At 43.0% G+C, this 14,822-nt stretch carries 14 protein-coding genes; 12 read left to right on the top strand and 2 right to left on the bottom strand.

The features are described 5' to 3' along the window. Positions 1-65 precede the first annotated feature (65 nt). Positions 66-962 carry a DNA-binding transcriptional regulator OxyR gene (gene oxyR / locus Q4519_RS01925; RefSeq protein WP_232801519.1) on the top strand — a complete coding sequence of 299 codons (897 nt, stop codon included), beginning with the start codon at positions 66-68 and terminating at the stop codon, positions 960-962. A 32-nt stretch (positions 963-994) separates the two neighbouring features. On the opposite strand, the gene Q4519_RS01920 is transcribed toward oxyR, so the two are convergent. Continuing rightward, positions 995-3,598, bottom strand: a complete 2,604-nt coding sequence (locus tag Q4519_RS01920; RefSeq protein ID WP_303508904.1) for a penicillin-binding protein 1A — start codon at positions 3,596-3,598, stop codon at positions 995-997. 176 nt (positions 3,599-3,774) lie between these two features. On the opposite strand from Q4519_RS01920, the gene Q4519_RS01915 reads away from it, so the two are divergent. From Q4519_RS01915 to Q4519_RS01875, 9 genes are all read left to right on the top strand, one after another. Then, the gene (locus Q4519_RS01915; protein WP_238481378.1) at positions 3,775-4,845 is read left to right on the top strand and encodes a pilus assembly protein PilM; all 1,071 of its coding nucleotides are present in this window, start codon (positions 3,775-3,777) and stop codon (positions 4,843-4,845) included. Further along, positions 4,833-5,408 (top strand): PilN domain-containing protein, encoded by a 576-nt coding sequence (locus Q4519_RS01910; RefSeq protein ID WP_303508895.1) that lies wholly within the window; start codon positions 4,833-4,835, stop codon positions 5,406-5,408. Before Q4519_RS01915 ends, Q4519_RS01910 begins: the two co-directional genes overlap by 13 nt. Then, positions 5,408-5,980 carry a type 4a pilus biogenesis protein PilO gene (locus tag Q4519_RS01905; RefSeq protein WP_303508893.1) on the top strand — a complete coding sequence of 191 codons (573 nt, stop codon included), beginning with the start codon at positions 5,408-5,410 and terminating at the stop codon, positions 5,978-5,980. The genes Q4519_RS01910 and Q4519_RS01905 overlap by 1 nt, the downstream gene beginning before the upstream one ends. Beyond that, positions 5,977-6,498 carry a pilus assembly protein PilP gene (locus Q4519_RS01900; protein WP_303508890.1) on the top strand — a complete coding sequence of 174 codons (522 nt, stop codon included), beginning with the start codon at positions 5,977-5,979 and terminating at the stop codon, positions 6,496-6,498. Before Q4519_RS01905 ends, Q4519_RS01900 begins: the two co-directional genes overlap by 4 nt. A 20-nt stretch (positions 6,499-6,518) precedes the next feature. After that, positions 6,519-8,843: a type IV pilus secretin PilQ family protein gene (pilQ, locus tag Q4519_RS01895; RefSeq protein WP_303508887.1), complete on the top strand. Its 2,325-nt coding sequence runs from the start codon at positions 6,519-6,521 to the stop codon at positions 8,841-8,843. A gap of 175 nt (positions 8,844-9,018) precedes the next feature. After that, positions 9,019-9,534 (top strand): shikimate kinase AroK, encoded by a 516-nt coding sequence (gene aroK, locus Q4519_RS01890; protein ID WP_232801512.1) that lies wholly within the window; start codon positions 9,019-9,021, stop codon positions 9,532-9,534. 6 nt (positions 9,535-9,540) lie between these two features. Then, positions 9,541-10,614: a 3-dehydroquinate synthase gene (gene aroB / locus Q4519_RS01885; RefSeq protein ID WP_303508883.1), complete on the top strand. Its 1,074-nt coding sequence runs from the start codon at positions 9,541-9,543 to the stop codon at positions 10,612-10,614. A 7-nt stretch (positions 10,615-10,621) separates the two neighbouring features. Then, a complete protein-coding gene (locus Q4519_RS01880) occupies positions 10,622-12,238 on the top strand; it encodes an AAA family ATPase (protein ID WP_303508880.1) in 1,617 nt (538 codons plus the stop codon). A gap of 12 nt (positions 12,239-12,250) precedes the next feature. Continuing rightward, positions 12,251-13,060 carry a Dam family site-specific DNA-(adenine-N6)-methyltransferase gene (locus Q4519_RS01875; RefSeq protein WP_232801546.1) on the top strand — a complete coding sequence of 270 codons (810 nt, stop codon included), beginning with the start codon at positions 12,251-12,253 and terminating at the stop codon, positions 13,058-13,060. Positions 13,061-13,080: 20 nt separating this feature from the next. Here Q4519_RS01875 and Q4519_RS01870 read toward each other — a convergent pair whose 3' ends face one another. Next, positions 13,081-13,281 (bottom strand): DUF2970 domain-containing protein, encoded by a 201-nt coding sequence (locus tag Q4519_RS01870; protein ID WP_232801509.1) that lies wholly within the window; start codon positions 13,279-13,281, stop codon positions 13,081-13,083. Between the two features lie 129 nt (positions 13,282-13,410). Between Q4519_RS01870 and rpe the strand changes: the two genes are divergently transcribed. Then, positions 13,411-14,103 (top strand): ribulose-phosphate 3-epimerase, encoded by a 693-nt coding sequence (gene rpe, locus Q4519_RS01865; protein WP_303508877.1) that lies wholly within the window; start codon positions 13,411-13,413, stop codon positions 14,101-14,103. After that, on the top strand, positions 14,100-14,795 hold the full coding sequence (locus Q4519_RS01860) for a phosphoglycolate phosphatase (protein ID WP_303508874.1): 696 nt from the start codon (positions 14,100-14,102) through the stop codon (positions 14,793-14,795). Before rpe ends, Q4519_RS01860 begins: the two co-directional genes overlap by 4 nt. Positions 14,796-14,822: the final 27 nt, after the last annotated feature.

The following is a 14,822-nucleotide window of genomic DNA, read 5'->3' as shown; positions in this document are numbered from 1 at the left end:
TTATGCGAGGTCGGTGGGTTTTTTAACGATAAACTCGTCAATGTCTGGCGCTTGGAGTGGGTGAAATGAATATTAGAGATTTAGAGTATCTGGTTGCATTGGAGGAGTTGAAGCATTTTCGTAAAGCGGCAGAGAAGTGTTTTGTTAGTCAGCCAACGCTGAGCGGGCAAATTCGCAAGCTCGAAGATGAGTTGGGCGTGCTACTAATGGAGCGTTCGTCGCGTAAGGTTTTATTCACTCAAGCGGGGTTAGATATTGCAGCTAAAGCGCGTAAAGTACTACTGGAAGTAAAACAAATTAAAGAAGCGGCACGCTCTTATAGTGAGCCCATGAATGGGCCGCTTCATGTGGGATTAATCCCGACGGTGGCGCCCTATTTGTTACCCGCGATTGTGCCGCCAATGCGTCAGGCATTTCCAGATTTAGATGTCTACTTGTATGAAAATCAAACCCATGTATTGTTGCGTCAACTTGAGGAAGGAGAGCTTGATTGTCTTATCCTTGCCTTGCTGCCGGATATGGAAGGCTATGGCCATATTAGCTTGTATCAAGAGTCATTAGAGTTGGTTGTGCCTGCGGGGCATAAATGGCAAGACGCTGAGCAGGTTGATATTGCTGACTTAAAAGGTGAGCGGGTGCTGATGCTTGAAGATGGGCATTGTTTGCGCGATCAAGCAATGGGTTTTTGTTTTGCCGCAGGGGCAGATGAAGATTCAACGTTTAAAGCGACGAGTTTGGAAACGTTAAGACATATGGTGAGCTCCGGTATTGGTATCACGTTATTGCCACGCTTGGCTGTGCCTAAAGGTCGCAGCAAAGATGGACTGTTTTATATACCATTCTTTGACCCGAAACCCGCTCGTGAAATCGTACTTCTATATCGTAAAAACAGTGTCAGAAGACCTTGTTTTAATGAACTAGGTAAGCTTATTAAACAAAAAATAAATAAAAAAGCGCAGTAGGACTGCGCTTTCTAATCTTGAACTAAGTGATATTAGAACAATTCGCTTTCTTCATCGGGATTAGTGAAAATATCATTTTGATTTTCAGGTACGTAACGGGTTGGCTCGGTCCCTTTTTCAAAATATTCCCTACGAGTATTCGTGCCTCCTGAACGACTGAGTAATCCTGTTTCTAGATCAATAGTTTTTGTTACAATATCTTGCGGTACGCGTTTCTTTTGCTCGGGGTGGTCTTCTAAAAACGTTGCCATGTAACTTATCCAAGCTGGCATCGCTGTACGCCCGCCAAACTCGCCACCAGTGACTTGTTGGTTGCCTAAATTGGCATTGTAAGAGGCATAGCCAAGCACGCGGCTATGGTTATCAAAGCCAACCCATGCCGTTGCGACTGAGTAAGGGGTCATGCCGGAAAACCAGGCGTCACGAGATTCGTTGGTGGTACCGGTTTTACCGGCGATATCCCGTCTATTCAAGGCTCTCCCTGCGCGCCAGCCTGTGCCATTCCAGTGTTCACCGTTTTGCGTTCCACCCCAAATTGCACTGCTGAGGGCTTCACGGATCAAAAATGCATTTGCTCCGCTTATCACGCGCTTGGCCATTTTTGATGTGGGGGCCTGGTAAGGTTCAGATGAATTGGCTGTAAGGTTAATTTTTTCAGATTTGTTAGCCGTTCCTTCAGTTTCATTGAGCGTCAGAATTTGTTCGTCAAAAGTAGCTAGCCCTTGGTCTTCATTTAGTGTTTGTTGCTCTGCCCCGCCTTCTATCGCTACTTCTGGGCCACAGGAGCTACATGCCAAATCAGGAGCAGCTTGATAAATTAAATTGCCGTATGCATCTTCTATTCGAGCGATAACATAAGGTGACACTTTAAAACCGCCGTTGGCGATGATGGCGTAAGCTGTTGCTACCTCAAGTGGCGTTAATTCTGCAGCACCTAATGCTAAGGTTTCGTATGGCGGTAAATCTTCTTTGTGAAAGCCAAACTTGCTGAGGTGTTCTATCACAGGTTCAATGCCAACGCTGCGGATCAAACGTACTGATACGACGTTTTTAGATTTAGCTAACGCAACACGAATTCGTATTGGACCATCGTAAACAGCTGGTGAGTTTTTCGGCCGCCAAGCTTTACCCAAGCTAGCGTCCCAGTGATTGATTGGTGAATCGTTGACTAAGGTCGAAAGGGTATAATCATTCTCTAAGGCGGCAGAATAAAGGAAAGGCTTGATATTTGAACCTACTTGGCGCTTGGCCATAGTGGCACGGTTAAATTTGCTTTGTTTGAAGTCGAATCCCCCGACTAACGCTTGAATAGCCCCGTCTTGAGGGTTTAACGCAACTAAAGCGCCTGATGTGTCAGGAAGCTGGGATAATATTAGCTCATCCTCTTCAGTTCTCACCCAAACCATGTCGCCAGCACTAACGATGTCGCTGGCGCGTTTAGGTGGTGGGCCTTGACGTTTGTCATTGACAAAACGACGAGCCCATTTCAATCCATCCCAATTAATAGTGCCAGCTTTGCCGCCTTGAACAAGAACTTCGATTTCTTTTTCATTTACTTGGGTGACGACCGCAGGGCGAAGAACATTATAAAAAGGCTGTTCAGCTAAGTGTTCAAAGATCTTTTGCATTGGCCAAGCGGCTTCGCCTTTACTCTGGTCCCATAGTTTTTCGATAGGGCCTCGAAAGCCGTGACGCAAATCATAATTAATCAAGTTGTTGATCAGGGCATCATTGGCGGCTAATTGGGGCTTTTTCGTTATCGTCGTATAAACATTTAAGCCTTGATTGTAAGCTTGATCTTCACCAAACATAGCCACCAGTTCTTGGCGCGCCATTTCGGCAACAAAAGCAGCATCAAGCTCAATTTCTGCACCATGATAAGAGGCGGTAATAGGTTCAGCATTAGCCTCGTCATATTCAGATCGAGTGATGTACCCTTCTTCTAGCATTCGCATTAATACCACGGCACGCCTCGAACGTGCGTTTTCTGGCGAATAGATAGGGTTTAATTTAGATGGGGCTTTAGGCAAACCGGCAATCACAGCTGTTTGTGCCAAGGTTAGCTCTGCCACTGATTTACCGTAATAGACCTGTGCTGCAGCGCCAACGCCATAAGAGCGGTAGCCCAGAGATATTTTATTTAAATACAGCGCTAAAATTTCTTCTTTTGTAAGTAGTTGCTCAATGTGAAGAGCGATGAAAACTTCTTTAATTTTACGTATTAATGTTTTTTCTCGGGTTAAAAAATAGTTGCGTGCAACTTGCTGAGTAATGGTACTTGCGCCTTGTTTGGCATGGCCACTGGCTATATATACGGTAGCCGCTCGGACGATACCAATAGGATCTATGCCAGGATGCTGATAAAAGCGGCTATCTTCGGTAGCGAGAAAGGCGTCTATCATTTGTTGAGGAATATCTTCAATAGCGAGTGGGATACGGCGTTTTTCACCAAACTGTGAAATGAGTAAACCATCTGCACTGTATACTTTCATGGGAGTTTGCAGCTGAACCTCGGTAATGGTTTTTACGTCAGGGAGCTCTGGCTTGATGTAATAATACATACCCACAATTGCAGCGACGCCAGCAAACCCAAAAAATAGCGTGAGAAGGAGAAGTCGCTTAAACCATTTCCACATGAAAATTCCTACCTAGTTAACAAAAAACACAAAAGAGTGGCTAGTATATCCTGTATATCTTGCAGTTAAACAGTGATTTGTGATTTAAAGCATTGGAACAATATTATATTTGCGCTTATTATAACGGCGAAAATACGCTACTTTTCACTTAGTTATCAAGATAGAACTGGGACGTTATGTTATCAGGATTAAGGAAAAAGCAAACCTACGCTATGATCGGAATCGATTTAGGGTCGCATTCTGTGAAAGCTATTGCACTGTCAAAATCAGGCAAAAGCTATAAAGTTGAAGGTGTTGCAGAAATGAATGTGCCTAAAGGTGCAATGTCTGAACGTCAACTTATTGAAGTTGATAAAGTGGCGCAGGTGATCAAACAGGTCAAACGTAACTTTCCTGCCAAATATAAATTTGCTGCCTCGGCGGTCTCTGGGGCCGATGTTTATACTCGTGTCGTTCAGATGGATGCCGATTTAAATGAAATGGAGCTGGAAGGGCAAATTGAACTTGAGGCTGAACACCTTATTCCATTTCCAATTGATGAGATAAGCATTGATTTTGAAGTATTAAATAAGAATCTAGCTGACCCTTCACGAAATGACGTTCTAATTAGCGCTGCTCGTACCGATACTATTATTACTAAGGCCTCTTGTTTAGAAGATGCGGGCTTAGAGCCAAAAGTGATGGACATCGAGTCCCATGCCTTAGGTCGTGCTTGCCAGTTAGTATTAACGGAAGATGAGCAAGAAAAAGTTGTAGCTGCAATTGACATAGGTGCGTCGATGATGACGTTTGCTATGATGAACAAAGGCGAAACGGTTTACGCGCGGGTACAAAACTATGGCGGTCAAAATTATACTCAAGCCATTGCGAACTTTTACAGCATGAGCTTAGAGCAGGCAGAGAAAGATAAACTCGCTAATACTCTACCTGCCGACTACGATTCAGATGTGTTGGCTCCGTTTATAACTTCTGCAATTCAGCATATACGTCGTAACGTTCAGCTGTTTTGTAGTTCAAGTGGATTTTCTAAAGTTGACAAGCTAGTGCTGACGGGGGGCGGTAGTTTATTACCTGAATTAGTGAGTCAAATAGAATCAGAATTAGAGATACCTTTGATTTTGGCAAATCCTTTTACAGAGTTTAGCTTTGCTAATTCAGCGGATGAAAAACTAATGGCCATGAATGGGCCTAAATACATGATGGCCTTAGGTCTTGCCTTAAGGAGTTTTACACCATGTCAAATATAAATTTATTGCCTTGGCGCGAAGAGCAGCGAAAACGCAAAGAAAAAGATTTTTATGGTTTACTATTTTTAGTCTGCTTGGTCACCGGCGCATTAATGTTTGGCGGTAAAATCTATTTAGACGGTGAAATTGATACCCAAAACCAACGTAATGCTTTTTTAAATAATGAAATATCTGTACTTGATCGACAAATTGAAGAAATAAAAAATATCAAAGAAAAAAAAGCCGCGGTAGAGAAGCGCATCAATTTGATTCAACAATTACAAGAGCGACGTAACTGGCCTACGGACCTATTTAATTCATTGCCTGACATTACACCTAACGGTGTTTTTCTTGAAAGCTTATCTTTTAATGACGTTAAAATTGCTATTAGTGGAAAGGGCGAGTCGCAATCGCGTATTTCACGTATGTTTAGGAATATTGAAGAATCGAGTCGTTTAGGTAACGAATCTTTAGGCGGTATCTATGCTGCAGAAAGTAAACCAATTAAGCTGTTTAAATTTGACATGAACTTTGAAGTGTTGAGCCAAGTAGCCAAGGAACCAGTAGCAGGAGGCACTCAATAATGAATGTCAATGAACTCGACTTTGAAAATATTGGCAGTTGGCCAGCCTTATTCAAAGGTATTTTTTTAGTGATTATTGCGGGGCTTATCGTTGGTGGCTTTTATTATTTTATGTTTAGCGACCAGCTTAAAACCTTGGAGCAAGCTCAACATAAAGAGGTCGAAATTAAACGCCAGTTTGAAGCCAAAGCAGCCCTAGCCTCTAACCTAGAGGCTTATCGTAAGCAAATGGTTGAGATTGAAGGTTTACTAGCAGAGCTAGTTAAAAAGCTACCAAGTAAAAGCGAGGTGTCCACCTTACTTGATAATGTGAACTTTATAGGTAGCGATAATGGCCTGCAATTTAAACGTTTTAAACCATCAGCTGAGATTGAACGGGAGTTTTCGGTTGAGGTGCCTTATGGCATCGAAATGATCGGTACTTATGACCAAATTGGTCAGTTTTCAGCAGATATAGCTAAGTTACCGCGAATTATTATATTGGATAATATCAATATTAAAAAAATTGATAATGAAACCCTTAATGTTGAATTAACGGCTAAGACCTATACTTACAAGGAGGCGAAAAAATGAAGCGCATCCTGTTAGTGGTTCTCGGTGTTTCATTGCTTGGTTGTCAAGCTAATGATGAAGACCTCAATTCCTATGTAGCAAATATTAAGTCAAAAAGTTATCCTATTAATGACAAAATACCAGAAATTAAAGAAATAGAGATAGAGCCTTATGTTGGCGCAGCCAAACGTAAGCCATTCTCTATTCCTAAACCAGAAACAGCATCGGGCAATCCCGGTGCGCCAAGTAGCTGTCCTCAACCCAACCTGTCAAGACAGAAGCAGCCGCTAGAATATTTTTCTGCGGATAACTTATTTATGCGCGGCACGATAGAATTAGATAAGGAGCTTTGGGCGCTGGTACAAGTGAGTGGCGGAGAGTTACATAGAGTGAAAGCGGGTTATTACATGGGTCAAAATCACGGTCGTATTCTATCTGTGAAAAAAGATCAAATTAACTTGTTAGAGTTGGTACCAGATGGTGAAGGTTGTTGGGGTGAACGTGCCACGCAACTCACACTGGTTGGCGAAGAAGAATAAGAGAGAGCAGGGAAGTCTTAATGAGCACCAATAAATTAAAATTTAATATGGCCAAGCTAAGTGCCGCCATTTTAGGGGCTACGCTGTTTTCTGGCCTAAGCTACGCTGAGCCACAATTAAACAAGCTTAACGTAAACTCGTTGATGGCAGGCAAGGTTGAACTTGAACTTGAGTTTAGTGAGCCTGTATTACGCTATACAGATAAATTGCATTATCGGCCTAACCAGTTAGTCATTGATGTAAAAGATGCTTCTTCTGTGTTGAAGCTCAACCCTGTGCCCGTTGATAAAGATGGTGTCGAGTTGGTTAAAGCAGAGCGTACAGCTGATGGCCTTAAGGTCGTTATCGGCTTACGTCAGTTGATGCCTTACCGTTTACAACATGACAACAATAAACTCACCGTACGCTTTGGTGATGTGTCGTCGGCGAAGAAAAAATCAACTACTGTTCAGCAAGATGCTGTGGTTGCAGCCGTTAGCCAAAATGAAACCAAAGCAGCAACGGCTTCAGCTCTAGCTGCTAGTGCAAAATTAGCCAGTGTTACTCCGGCACCTAAATCAGCTGTTGACGTGCCAGCGAGCGCGTCGAATAAAATAGTGGCCGTTAAGCCAACTCCTGCTCCAATTAAAGTTGAACCGGTTAAGCAAACCAAGCCCGCGGCAAAACCGATTGTTCCCGTTGCTAAACCGACGCTGGTGACATCTACCGCAGTAAAAGGAACACCAAAAGGGTTCGTCAACAGTGTTGAATCGATCGACTTTAAACGTGGCGAGGCGGGTAACGGCCAGTTATTAGTTAAGTTAGATAACTCAACCATTGCAGTAGATATCCGTAAGCGTGGTACTAAGTTACTTGCTGAGTTCCAAAGTACTCATATTGGTGATGACTTACTTTACGTGATGGATGTTCTTGACTTTGCTACTCCTGTTAAAACTGTTGAAACCTTTACCGCAAATGGTAAAACGCGTTTTGAAATGGATATCGCGGGTGATTTTGAATACCGTTACGATCAGCTTGATAGCTTGTTTGTCATTGATGTTAAGAAAAAAGAGCGTGATAAGAAGAAAACAGTTTATCAAGGCAAGTTAATTTCATTTAATTTCCAAGACATTTCAGTGCGTACTGTATTACAGATCCTTGCTGATACTAATGGCTTCAACTTAGTAACGACTGATTCAGTTCAAGGCAACATTACCTTACGCTTAGACGAGGTACCTTGGGAGCAGGCGTTAGATATTATCCTAAAAGTGAAAGGCTTAGGTAAGCGCATGGAAGGCAATGTATTAATGGTTGCCTCTGCTACTGAACTTGCCGCGAAGGAAAAAGCGCAACTTGAAAGCCAGAAAGAAGTGAGTGAATTAGCACCGCTTTACTCTGAGTTTTTGCAAATTAATTACGCTAAAGCGGGCGATATCTCACGCATGCTATCGAGTAGCGATGCCAGTTTGTTATCAAGTCGTGGTAGTGTGTCAATTGATGAGCGTACTAATACCTTGTTGATTAAAGACACCGCAGATGTTATCGACAGCGTGAAACGAATGATTGAAATTCTGGATATTCCAGTTAAGCAAGTGCTAATCGAATCACGTATGGTGACGGTGACTGATGGTGTACAGCAGGATCTTGGAGTCCGTTGGGGCTTTACAAAAGCCACTACAAATGGCAGTACGTCTGGTAGCTTAGAAGGAACAGGCTCGGCATCTGGAGTAAATGGTACTCCTTCCGCTCCGAGCTTAGCTGAACGTTTAAATGTGAACCTACCTGTAGCAAGTACCAGTGCAGGTTCAATAGCATTTCAGGTGGCTAAGTTAGCTGATGGTAAGATTTTGGACTTAGAACTTTCCGCATTAGAAAGTGAGAATAAGGCTGAAATTATTGCAAGCCCGCGTATTACTACAGCGAACCAAAAAACGGCTTATATCGAACAAGGTACTGAGATCCCATACGTTGAATCAGCATCAAGTGGTGCAACATCAGTAGCTTTCAAAAAAGCGGTATTAAGCCTAAATGTAACGCCACATATTACGCCTGATAACAAAATTATTTTGGATTTGGTTATTACCCAAGATAGTAAGGGTGAGGTGGTTGCAACAGCAGTAGGACAAGCGGTTTCTATTGACACGCAAGAGATTGGCACACAGGTGTTAGTTGATAATGGTGAAACAATCGTTCTTGGTGGTATCTATCAGCAACAAATTAAAGATACAGTTACAAAAGTACCATTGTTAGGTGACATTCCTTGGGCCGGTGCTCTGTTTAGAAATACGATCCAAGAAAACTCTAAACGAGAATTACTGATTTTCGTGACACCAAAAATTATTACTCAAGACGCATTCTCTGAGTAATATAAGCACTTAAGTGGGGCCACATGATAAAATGTGGCCTCATTTTTTTTCAATGGTTGCAAACCCCCCCCGACAATTGAGATAATCACCGTCTTAATCACAGATTTACAGGTTATACGGGTCAGTCGAATCGTGCTGACGTTTAAACAGCTATATATAGAAAAAACGTAGGACCATGGCAGAGAAACGAAATATTTTTCTGGTCGGCCCAATGGGTGCCGGCAAAAGTACAATTGGCAGACATCTAGCACAGATGTTACATCTTGAATTCTTCGATTCAGACACAGAAATTGAAAAACGTACAGGCGCAGATGTTGCTTGGGTTTTTGATGTGGAAGGCGAAGAAGGATTTCGTAAGCGCGAAGAGGAAGCGATTGACGACCTATCTCAGAGACAAGGCATTGTTCTTGCAACTGGTGGTGGTTCAGTAAAAAATAAAGATAATCGTAACCGTTTATCAGCGCGTGGCATAGTTGTTTACCTAGAAACTACGGTTGATAAACAGTTAGCTCGTACTCAAAGAGATAAACGTAGACCTTTATTACAAGTAGATGACCCACGCGACGTGCTAGAAAACCTAGCTGACGAGCGTAATGCTCTCTATGAAGAAATTGCGGATTACACCGTGAAAACTGACGAGCAAAGCGCCAAAATTGTGGCAAATCAAATTATCAAACTATTGGACTTTTGAGTAGATATGGAAATCCTTAACGTTGATTTAGGCGAACGTAGTTACCCGATTTATATCGGTGCAGGTTTGTTAGCACAAGCGCAATTATTTACTCCTGCTATAAAAGCCAAAAAAGTAATGATTGTGACTAATGACGTGGTAGCGCCCCTTTACTTACAGCAGCTTAAGCAAACGTTAGCTGAGTATTCGATCGATGAAGTTATTTTGCCCGATGGTGAGCAATTTAAAACTTTAGCTTCATTTGAATTGATACTCAATGGGTTACTGTCTAAGCGTCATGCGCGTGATACTAGTGTGATAGCGCTTGGTGGTGGCGTAGTGGGTGATATGGCCGGTTTTGCTGCCGCTTGTTACCAGCGTGGCGTTGGCTTTATCCAAGTTCCAACCACTTTATTGTCCCAAGTTGATTCTTCTGTTGGTGGTAAAACCGCAGTGAATCACCCTTTGGGCAAAAATATGATAGGGGCTTTTTATCAGCCGTCAGTTGTTACCATTGATATTGATTGTTTGAAAACCTTACCTGCCCGTGAATTTGCGGCTGGTATGGCTGAAGTGATCAAATACGGTATTATTTATGACGATGAGTTATTCGCTTGGCTGGAACAAAATCAAGCACAACTGAAAGCATTGGACGCAAATGCTTTAGTGCATGTGATTAAACGATGCTGTGAAATAAAAGCCGAAATTGTGAGTCAAGATGAGCAAGAAAGAGGGGCGAGAGCCTTGCTCAATCTTGGTCACACCTTTGGCCATGCGATTGAAGCTGAACAAGGTTATGGTAATTGGTTACATGGTGAAGCCGTGGCTGCGGGGATGGTTTTAGCCGCAGAGACATCATTAGCACTAGGCTTGCTCAATCAAGACCAAGTGCTGCGTATGCGCAATTTAATTGCAGCCTTTGATTTACCTGTATCAGCGCCTGTTGATATGACCTTTGATACTTTTATGCATCATATGCAGATTGATAAAAAAGTATTAAATGGTCAATTACGTTTAATTTTACCTACTGATATAGGTAAATCAGATATCTTCGCAGATGTTACTGAAGATGTACTGAGAAACGTTATTACAGGTAAATAGATAGCCCATGCTGGATCAACATATCCAACTGGCTGACATCCCCTCTCAGTTGCAGTTGTTAGAGCGACTGCAACATCTTATTCGTTTTAATTCAAACATCACCTTTATATCGGGTGAAAATGGATCTGGAAAAACAATTCTGATCCAACGTTTATTGAGCCTTGATATCGAATCGAATCAGAGTTTACTCTCTTGCTCTCCCGGCATCAGAGCTAACAAAGCACGTGATGGTTTGCTATCACAACTGGTATCTAAGCCGCTCTTTAATCCTGAAGATAATTTAGGTGAAAGCCTATTTCGCATGTTGGGCGATGCGAGCTCCGATATACTGCTGGTCATTGATGATGCACACTTTCTGCCGCAAGATTTGATTAGTGAATTATGGTTACTGTTGTTAGAAAACCGCTTTCAAGGCTTTAATCATAAAATTAACGTGCTGTTGTTTGCTGACCCAACTTGGTGTGAACAGCAAGCTGCACTATTAGTTGGTAAAACAGACACGCCACCGATTGAAATAGATATCCCGTCCTTATCTGAGCAAGAAAGCCACCAATTTGTACGCAGTATACTGCAGCGAGCTGATTATCAAGCTAAAGTTGAAAATAATGCGGCAATCCATCGACAGATTGAAGCATGTGGTGGGCTTCCAGCAAATTTACAACGCTTGGTTGACGTCATTGTTAACGAAACGCCAGTAGAGGTAGGAAAAATGAAAAGTAACTCTCAGTTACTTCTTATTGCGTTAATGATATTGGCGGCGCTACTGATGTCTGGGGCTTTTTATTATTTTATTGTGCCAAGCGCTGGCGACGAAGTTGCAGGTACGCCTTCGGATAATGAATCTTTAGCAATGGCGTTGCTTGATGAGCCGGTCAATTCAATCACGGCTGGTGAGCGAACTGAGCCATCACCTGAGCCAAGTACACCTCCTTTAACGCCTGATGAACTCGTTACCTCTTGGCAAGATGATGCTCCGCTGCCGAGTGAAGTGGAACATTCCGAGTTAGAGTTGGAAAGTCTGGAGGATCCTCGCAAGCGCGTGACAGTACCAGAACAAGTGATTGAAAAGTTAGGTGCCAATAGCATCAGCGATGAGGCTGAGTTGCAACAACAAAGCGCTTTGACTGATGAGCAGATAAGTGCTGATGAGGTGACCGTGCAATCTGTTGAACAGTTAGAGCAAGTGCTGACTCAACCTGCTGAAGACGTGGTGATTACACCCGAAACAGAATTAGCTGCACAATCTAAGCAGGAAACGCCAATAGTGACCGTTGCGCCGCTACCATCAACAACGGTGGCGCCTACCGCTGCGATTAAATCAGGCTTTCGTTTAACTACAACGGCCGAACTTAAAAAAATTCCCAGCCAACATTATAGTTTACAACTGGCTGCGGTTAGTTCACTGCCGGTGTTAAAAGCTTTTGTTAAAGAACATAATATTGAACAAACCGCGACCTATTTTAAAATTAGCCGTAAGGGTAAAACCGCCTATTTAGTGGTTCATGGTGATTATAAGACACGCCGTGCGGCGATGAATGACATTGCTTCATTACCCACTAATTTACGCACTCTCAAGCCTTGGGCCAAAGGCTACAAACAGATCCAGCAAGAAGCGATTGATTAAAGGTCGACCATAATAATGAAAAAAAACCGGGCCTTTTTAAAATGGGCAGGGGGCAAGTTTGGCTTAATTGAAGACATTAAGCGCCACCTCCCACAAGAAGAGCGATTAATAGAACCTTTTGTAGGGGCTGGGTCAGTATTTTTAAATACGGACTACAAGCAGTACCTACTCAATGATATCAACCCAGATCTGATTCACTTGTATCAAATTTTGCAGCAGCAACCAGACGATTATATTAAAGAGTCTGAAAAATTTTTTTCTGCTGACTTTAATGATTCCGATCGTTATTACGATTTGCGCAACCAATTTAACCTATGTTCTGATAAATTCGAACGGGCGTTAATGTTCCTTTACTTTAATCGGCATGGTTACAACGGTTTGTGCCGCTATAACAAAAAGGGCGGTTTTAATGTGCCGTTTGGCCGTTATAAAAAGCCGTATTTTCCTGCTGCTGAATTGTGGTTTTTTGCTGAGAAAGCGCAGCAAGCTGAGTTTGTCTGTGAGTCATACAGTGATACCTTTGCTCGAGCATCATCAGGCGATGTTATTTATTGCGATCCGCCTTATGCGCCTTTGAGTACTAGTGCTAGCTTCACTTCATATGCGGCTAATGGCTTTACCTTGGATGATCAAGCTGTACTCGGGCGATTAAGTCGTGAAACCGCGGCGCGTAATATTCCCGTACTAGTGAGCAATCATGATATTGAATTAACGCGCGAGCTGTATCATGGTGCGCAATTGAATGTTGTCCACGTTAAGCGAACCATCAGTAGCAAAGCTAGTCTGCGTAATAAAGTGGCTGAACTATTGGCGTTGTTTTAATAGAAATGACTTCACCTACATTAACTTAGTACCCACTGCACCACGAGTAATAGCGTACCGAGTAATAAGGCAATCGCAATAACACCCGCCAAAACAAAACGCCAAGGAGAGTGAGACTTAAAGTCTTGCTCGCGTTGCTTGCTGCTTTGAATGCCAAATAACGCGGCCAAAGCACTTTTAAAGCTCTGTTTGATACTGGTTTTTTGTTCGTCAGATGCCATCTTTTTTATTCCTCATTGTGATGATTGGTGGCTAAATCCAGTCAGATTACCTTGCACAAATAATCCGCACTAGCTTGAATCGGCTGCCTTAGGTAAAATGCCCGCGAGCCCTACCATGAGAATAATAAAATGAAAGACTTTTTGATCGCCCCTTCAATTTTATCTGCAAACTTTGCCCGTCTCGGCGAAGAGGTAGACAATGTATTAGCCGCTGGTGCCGACGTTGTTCACTTTGATGTGATGGACAATCACTATGTACCTAATTTAACGATAGGCCCGATGGTGTGCCAAGCGTTACGTGACCACGGTATTACGGCGCCAATCGATGTGCATTTAATGGTTAAGCCAGTTGACCGTATTATCCCTGATTTTGCTAAAGCTGGCGCGTCTATTATAACTTTTCATCCAGAAACGTCAGAGCATATCGATCGCAGTATTCAACTTATTAAAGATCATGGCTGTCAGGCCGGCTTAGTGTTTAACCCTGCGACGCCACTGCATTATCTTGATTATGTGATGGATAAATTAGACGTGATCTTACTGATGTCGGTTAACCCTGGTTTCGGTGGTCAGTCTTTCATTCCTGGCACCCTCGATAAACTGCGCCAAGTACGCGCAAAAATTGATGCCAGTGGTTACGACATTCGCCTTGAAGTTGATGGTGGTGTTAACGTTAACAATATTGGCGAAATCGCCGCAGCAGGCGCAGACATGTTTGTGGCTGGCTCTGCCATTTTCAATCAACCCGATTACAAAGCAGTCATTGATGAAATGCGTGGCGAACTCGCTAAGGTTGGCGAACTCGCTAAGGTTGGTGCATGAGCGCTTATCAAAAAATAAATACCGTATTGTTCGATTTGGATGGCACGCTGCTTGATAGCGCACCAGATCTGGCGCAAGCCGTTAACCAAACCCTAACGGCAATGGGCAAAGCAACCTTCCCTGAAGATCAAGTGAAAGGCTGGGTCGGCAATGGCGCGAACGTGCTACTCAAGCGCGCACTGTCTGGCTCGACTGAACTCACTGCAAACATTTGTGCTGAAGAGTTACAACAAGCACATCAACTTTTTAAGCAGTATTATGCGGCTTGTTTAAGTGAAAAATCGGTATTATACCCCGATGTACGCATGACCTTAATCAGCTTAAAGCAAGTGGGCTACAAACTGGCCATCGTGACCAACAAGCCGGGCCAATACATGGCGCCGATTTTGTCTGCATATGGCTTAACCGGGTTGTTTGAGTTGGTTGTCGCGGGCGACTGTTTGGCGGTGCGTAAGCCTGATCCAGCGCCGCTACTTCATGCCTGTGAAGTGCTAGGTAGCAAGATTGAAGAAACCTTGATGGTAGGTGATTCAAAAAATGATATTCTCGCTGCAAAGGCCGCCAACATGGCAGTGGCAGGCTTAACCTACGGGTATAACTACGGTGAAGATATTCGCATATCTGAGCCTGATTTAGTATTAGATAATATTTCAGAGTTATTGAATTCATTAGCTTGCAAAGTTAACGCTTAATTTAAGCGATGCATCAGCAAGAACAGT

The sequence above is a fragment of the Motilimonas sp. 1_MG-2023 genome (assembly GCF_030547455.1).
Taxonomy (GTDB): Bacteria; Pseudomonadota; Gammaproteobacteria; order Enterobacterales; family CBDFNC01; genus Motilimonas.
This window is presented reverse-complemented; position numbering and strand designations above follow the sequence as displayed.

What these genes read in the sequence shown, in the direction of transcription:
- Q4519_RS01900 (WP_303508890.1), top strand. Translation starts at nt 5,977, where the DNA reads ATGAAGCGCATCCTGTTAGTGGTTCTCGGTGTTTCATTGCTTGGTTGT.
- Q4519_RS01915 (WP_238481378.1), top strand. Translation starts at nt 3,775, where the DNA reads ATGTTATCAGGATTAAGGAAAAAGCAAACCTACGCTATGATCGGAATC.
- rpe (WP_303508877.1), top strand. Translation starts at nt 13,411, where the DNA reads ATGAAAGACTTTTTGATCGCCCCTTCAATTTTATCTGCAAACTTTGCC.
- oxyR (WP_232801519.1), top strand. Translation starts at nt 66, where the DNA reads ATGAATATTAGAGATTTAGAGTATCTGGTTGCATTGGAGGAGTTGAAG.
- Q4519_RS01880 (WP_303508880.1), top strand. Translation starts at nt 10,622, where the DNA reads ATGCTGGATCAACATATCCAACTGGCTGACATCCCCTCTCAGTTGCAG.
- Q4519_RS01920 (WP_303508904.1), bottom strand. Translation starts at nt 3,598, where the DNA reads ATGTGGAAATGGTTTAAGCGACTTCTCCTTCTCACGCTATTTTTTGGG.
- Q4519_RS01910 (WP_303508895.1), top strand. Translation starts at nt 4,833, where the DNA reads ATGTCAAATATAAATTTATTGCCTTGGCGCGAAGAGCAGCGAAAACGC.
- Q4519_RS01860 (WP_303508874.1), top strand. Translation starts at nt 14,100, where the DNA reads ATGAGCGCTTATCAAAAAATAAATACCGTATTGTTCGATTTGGATGGC.
- Q4519_RS01870 (WP_232801509.1), bottom strand. Translation starts at nt 13,281, where the DNA reads ATGGCATCTGACGAACAAAAAACCAGTATCAAACAGAGCTTTAAAAGT.
- aroK (WP_232801512.1), top strand. Translation starts at nt 9,019, where the DNA reads ATGGCAGAGAAACGAAATATTTTTCTGGTCGGCCCAATGGGTGCCGGC.
- pilQ (WP_303508887.1), top strand. Translation starts at nt 6,519, where the DNA reads ATGAGCACCAATAAATTAAAATTTAATATGGCCAAGCTAAGTGCCGCC.
- Q4519_RS01905 (WP_303508893.1), top strand. Translation starts at nt 5,408, where the DNA reads ATGAATGTCAATGAACTCGACTTTGAAAATATTGGCAGTTGGCCAGCC.
- aroB (WP_303508883.1), top strand. Translation starts at nt 9,541, where the DNA reads ATGGAAATCCTTAACGTTGATTTAGGCGAACGTAGTTACCCGATTTAT.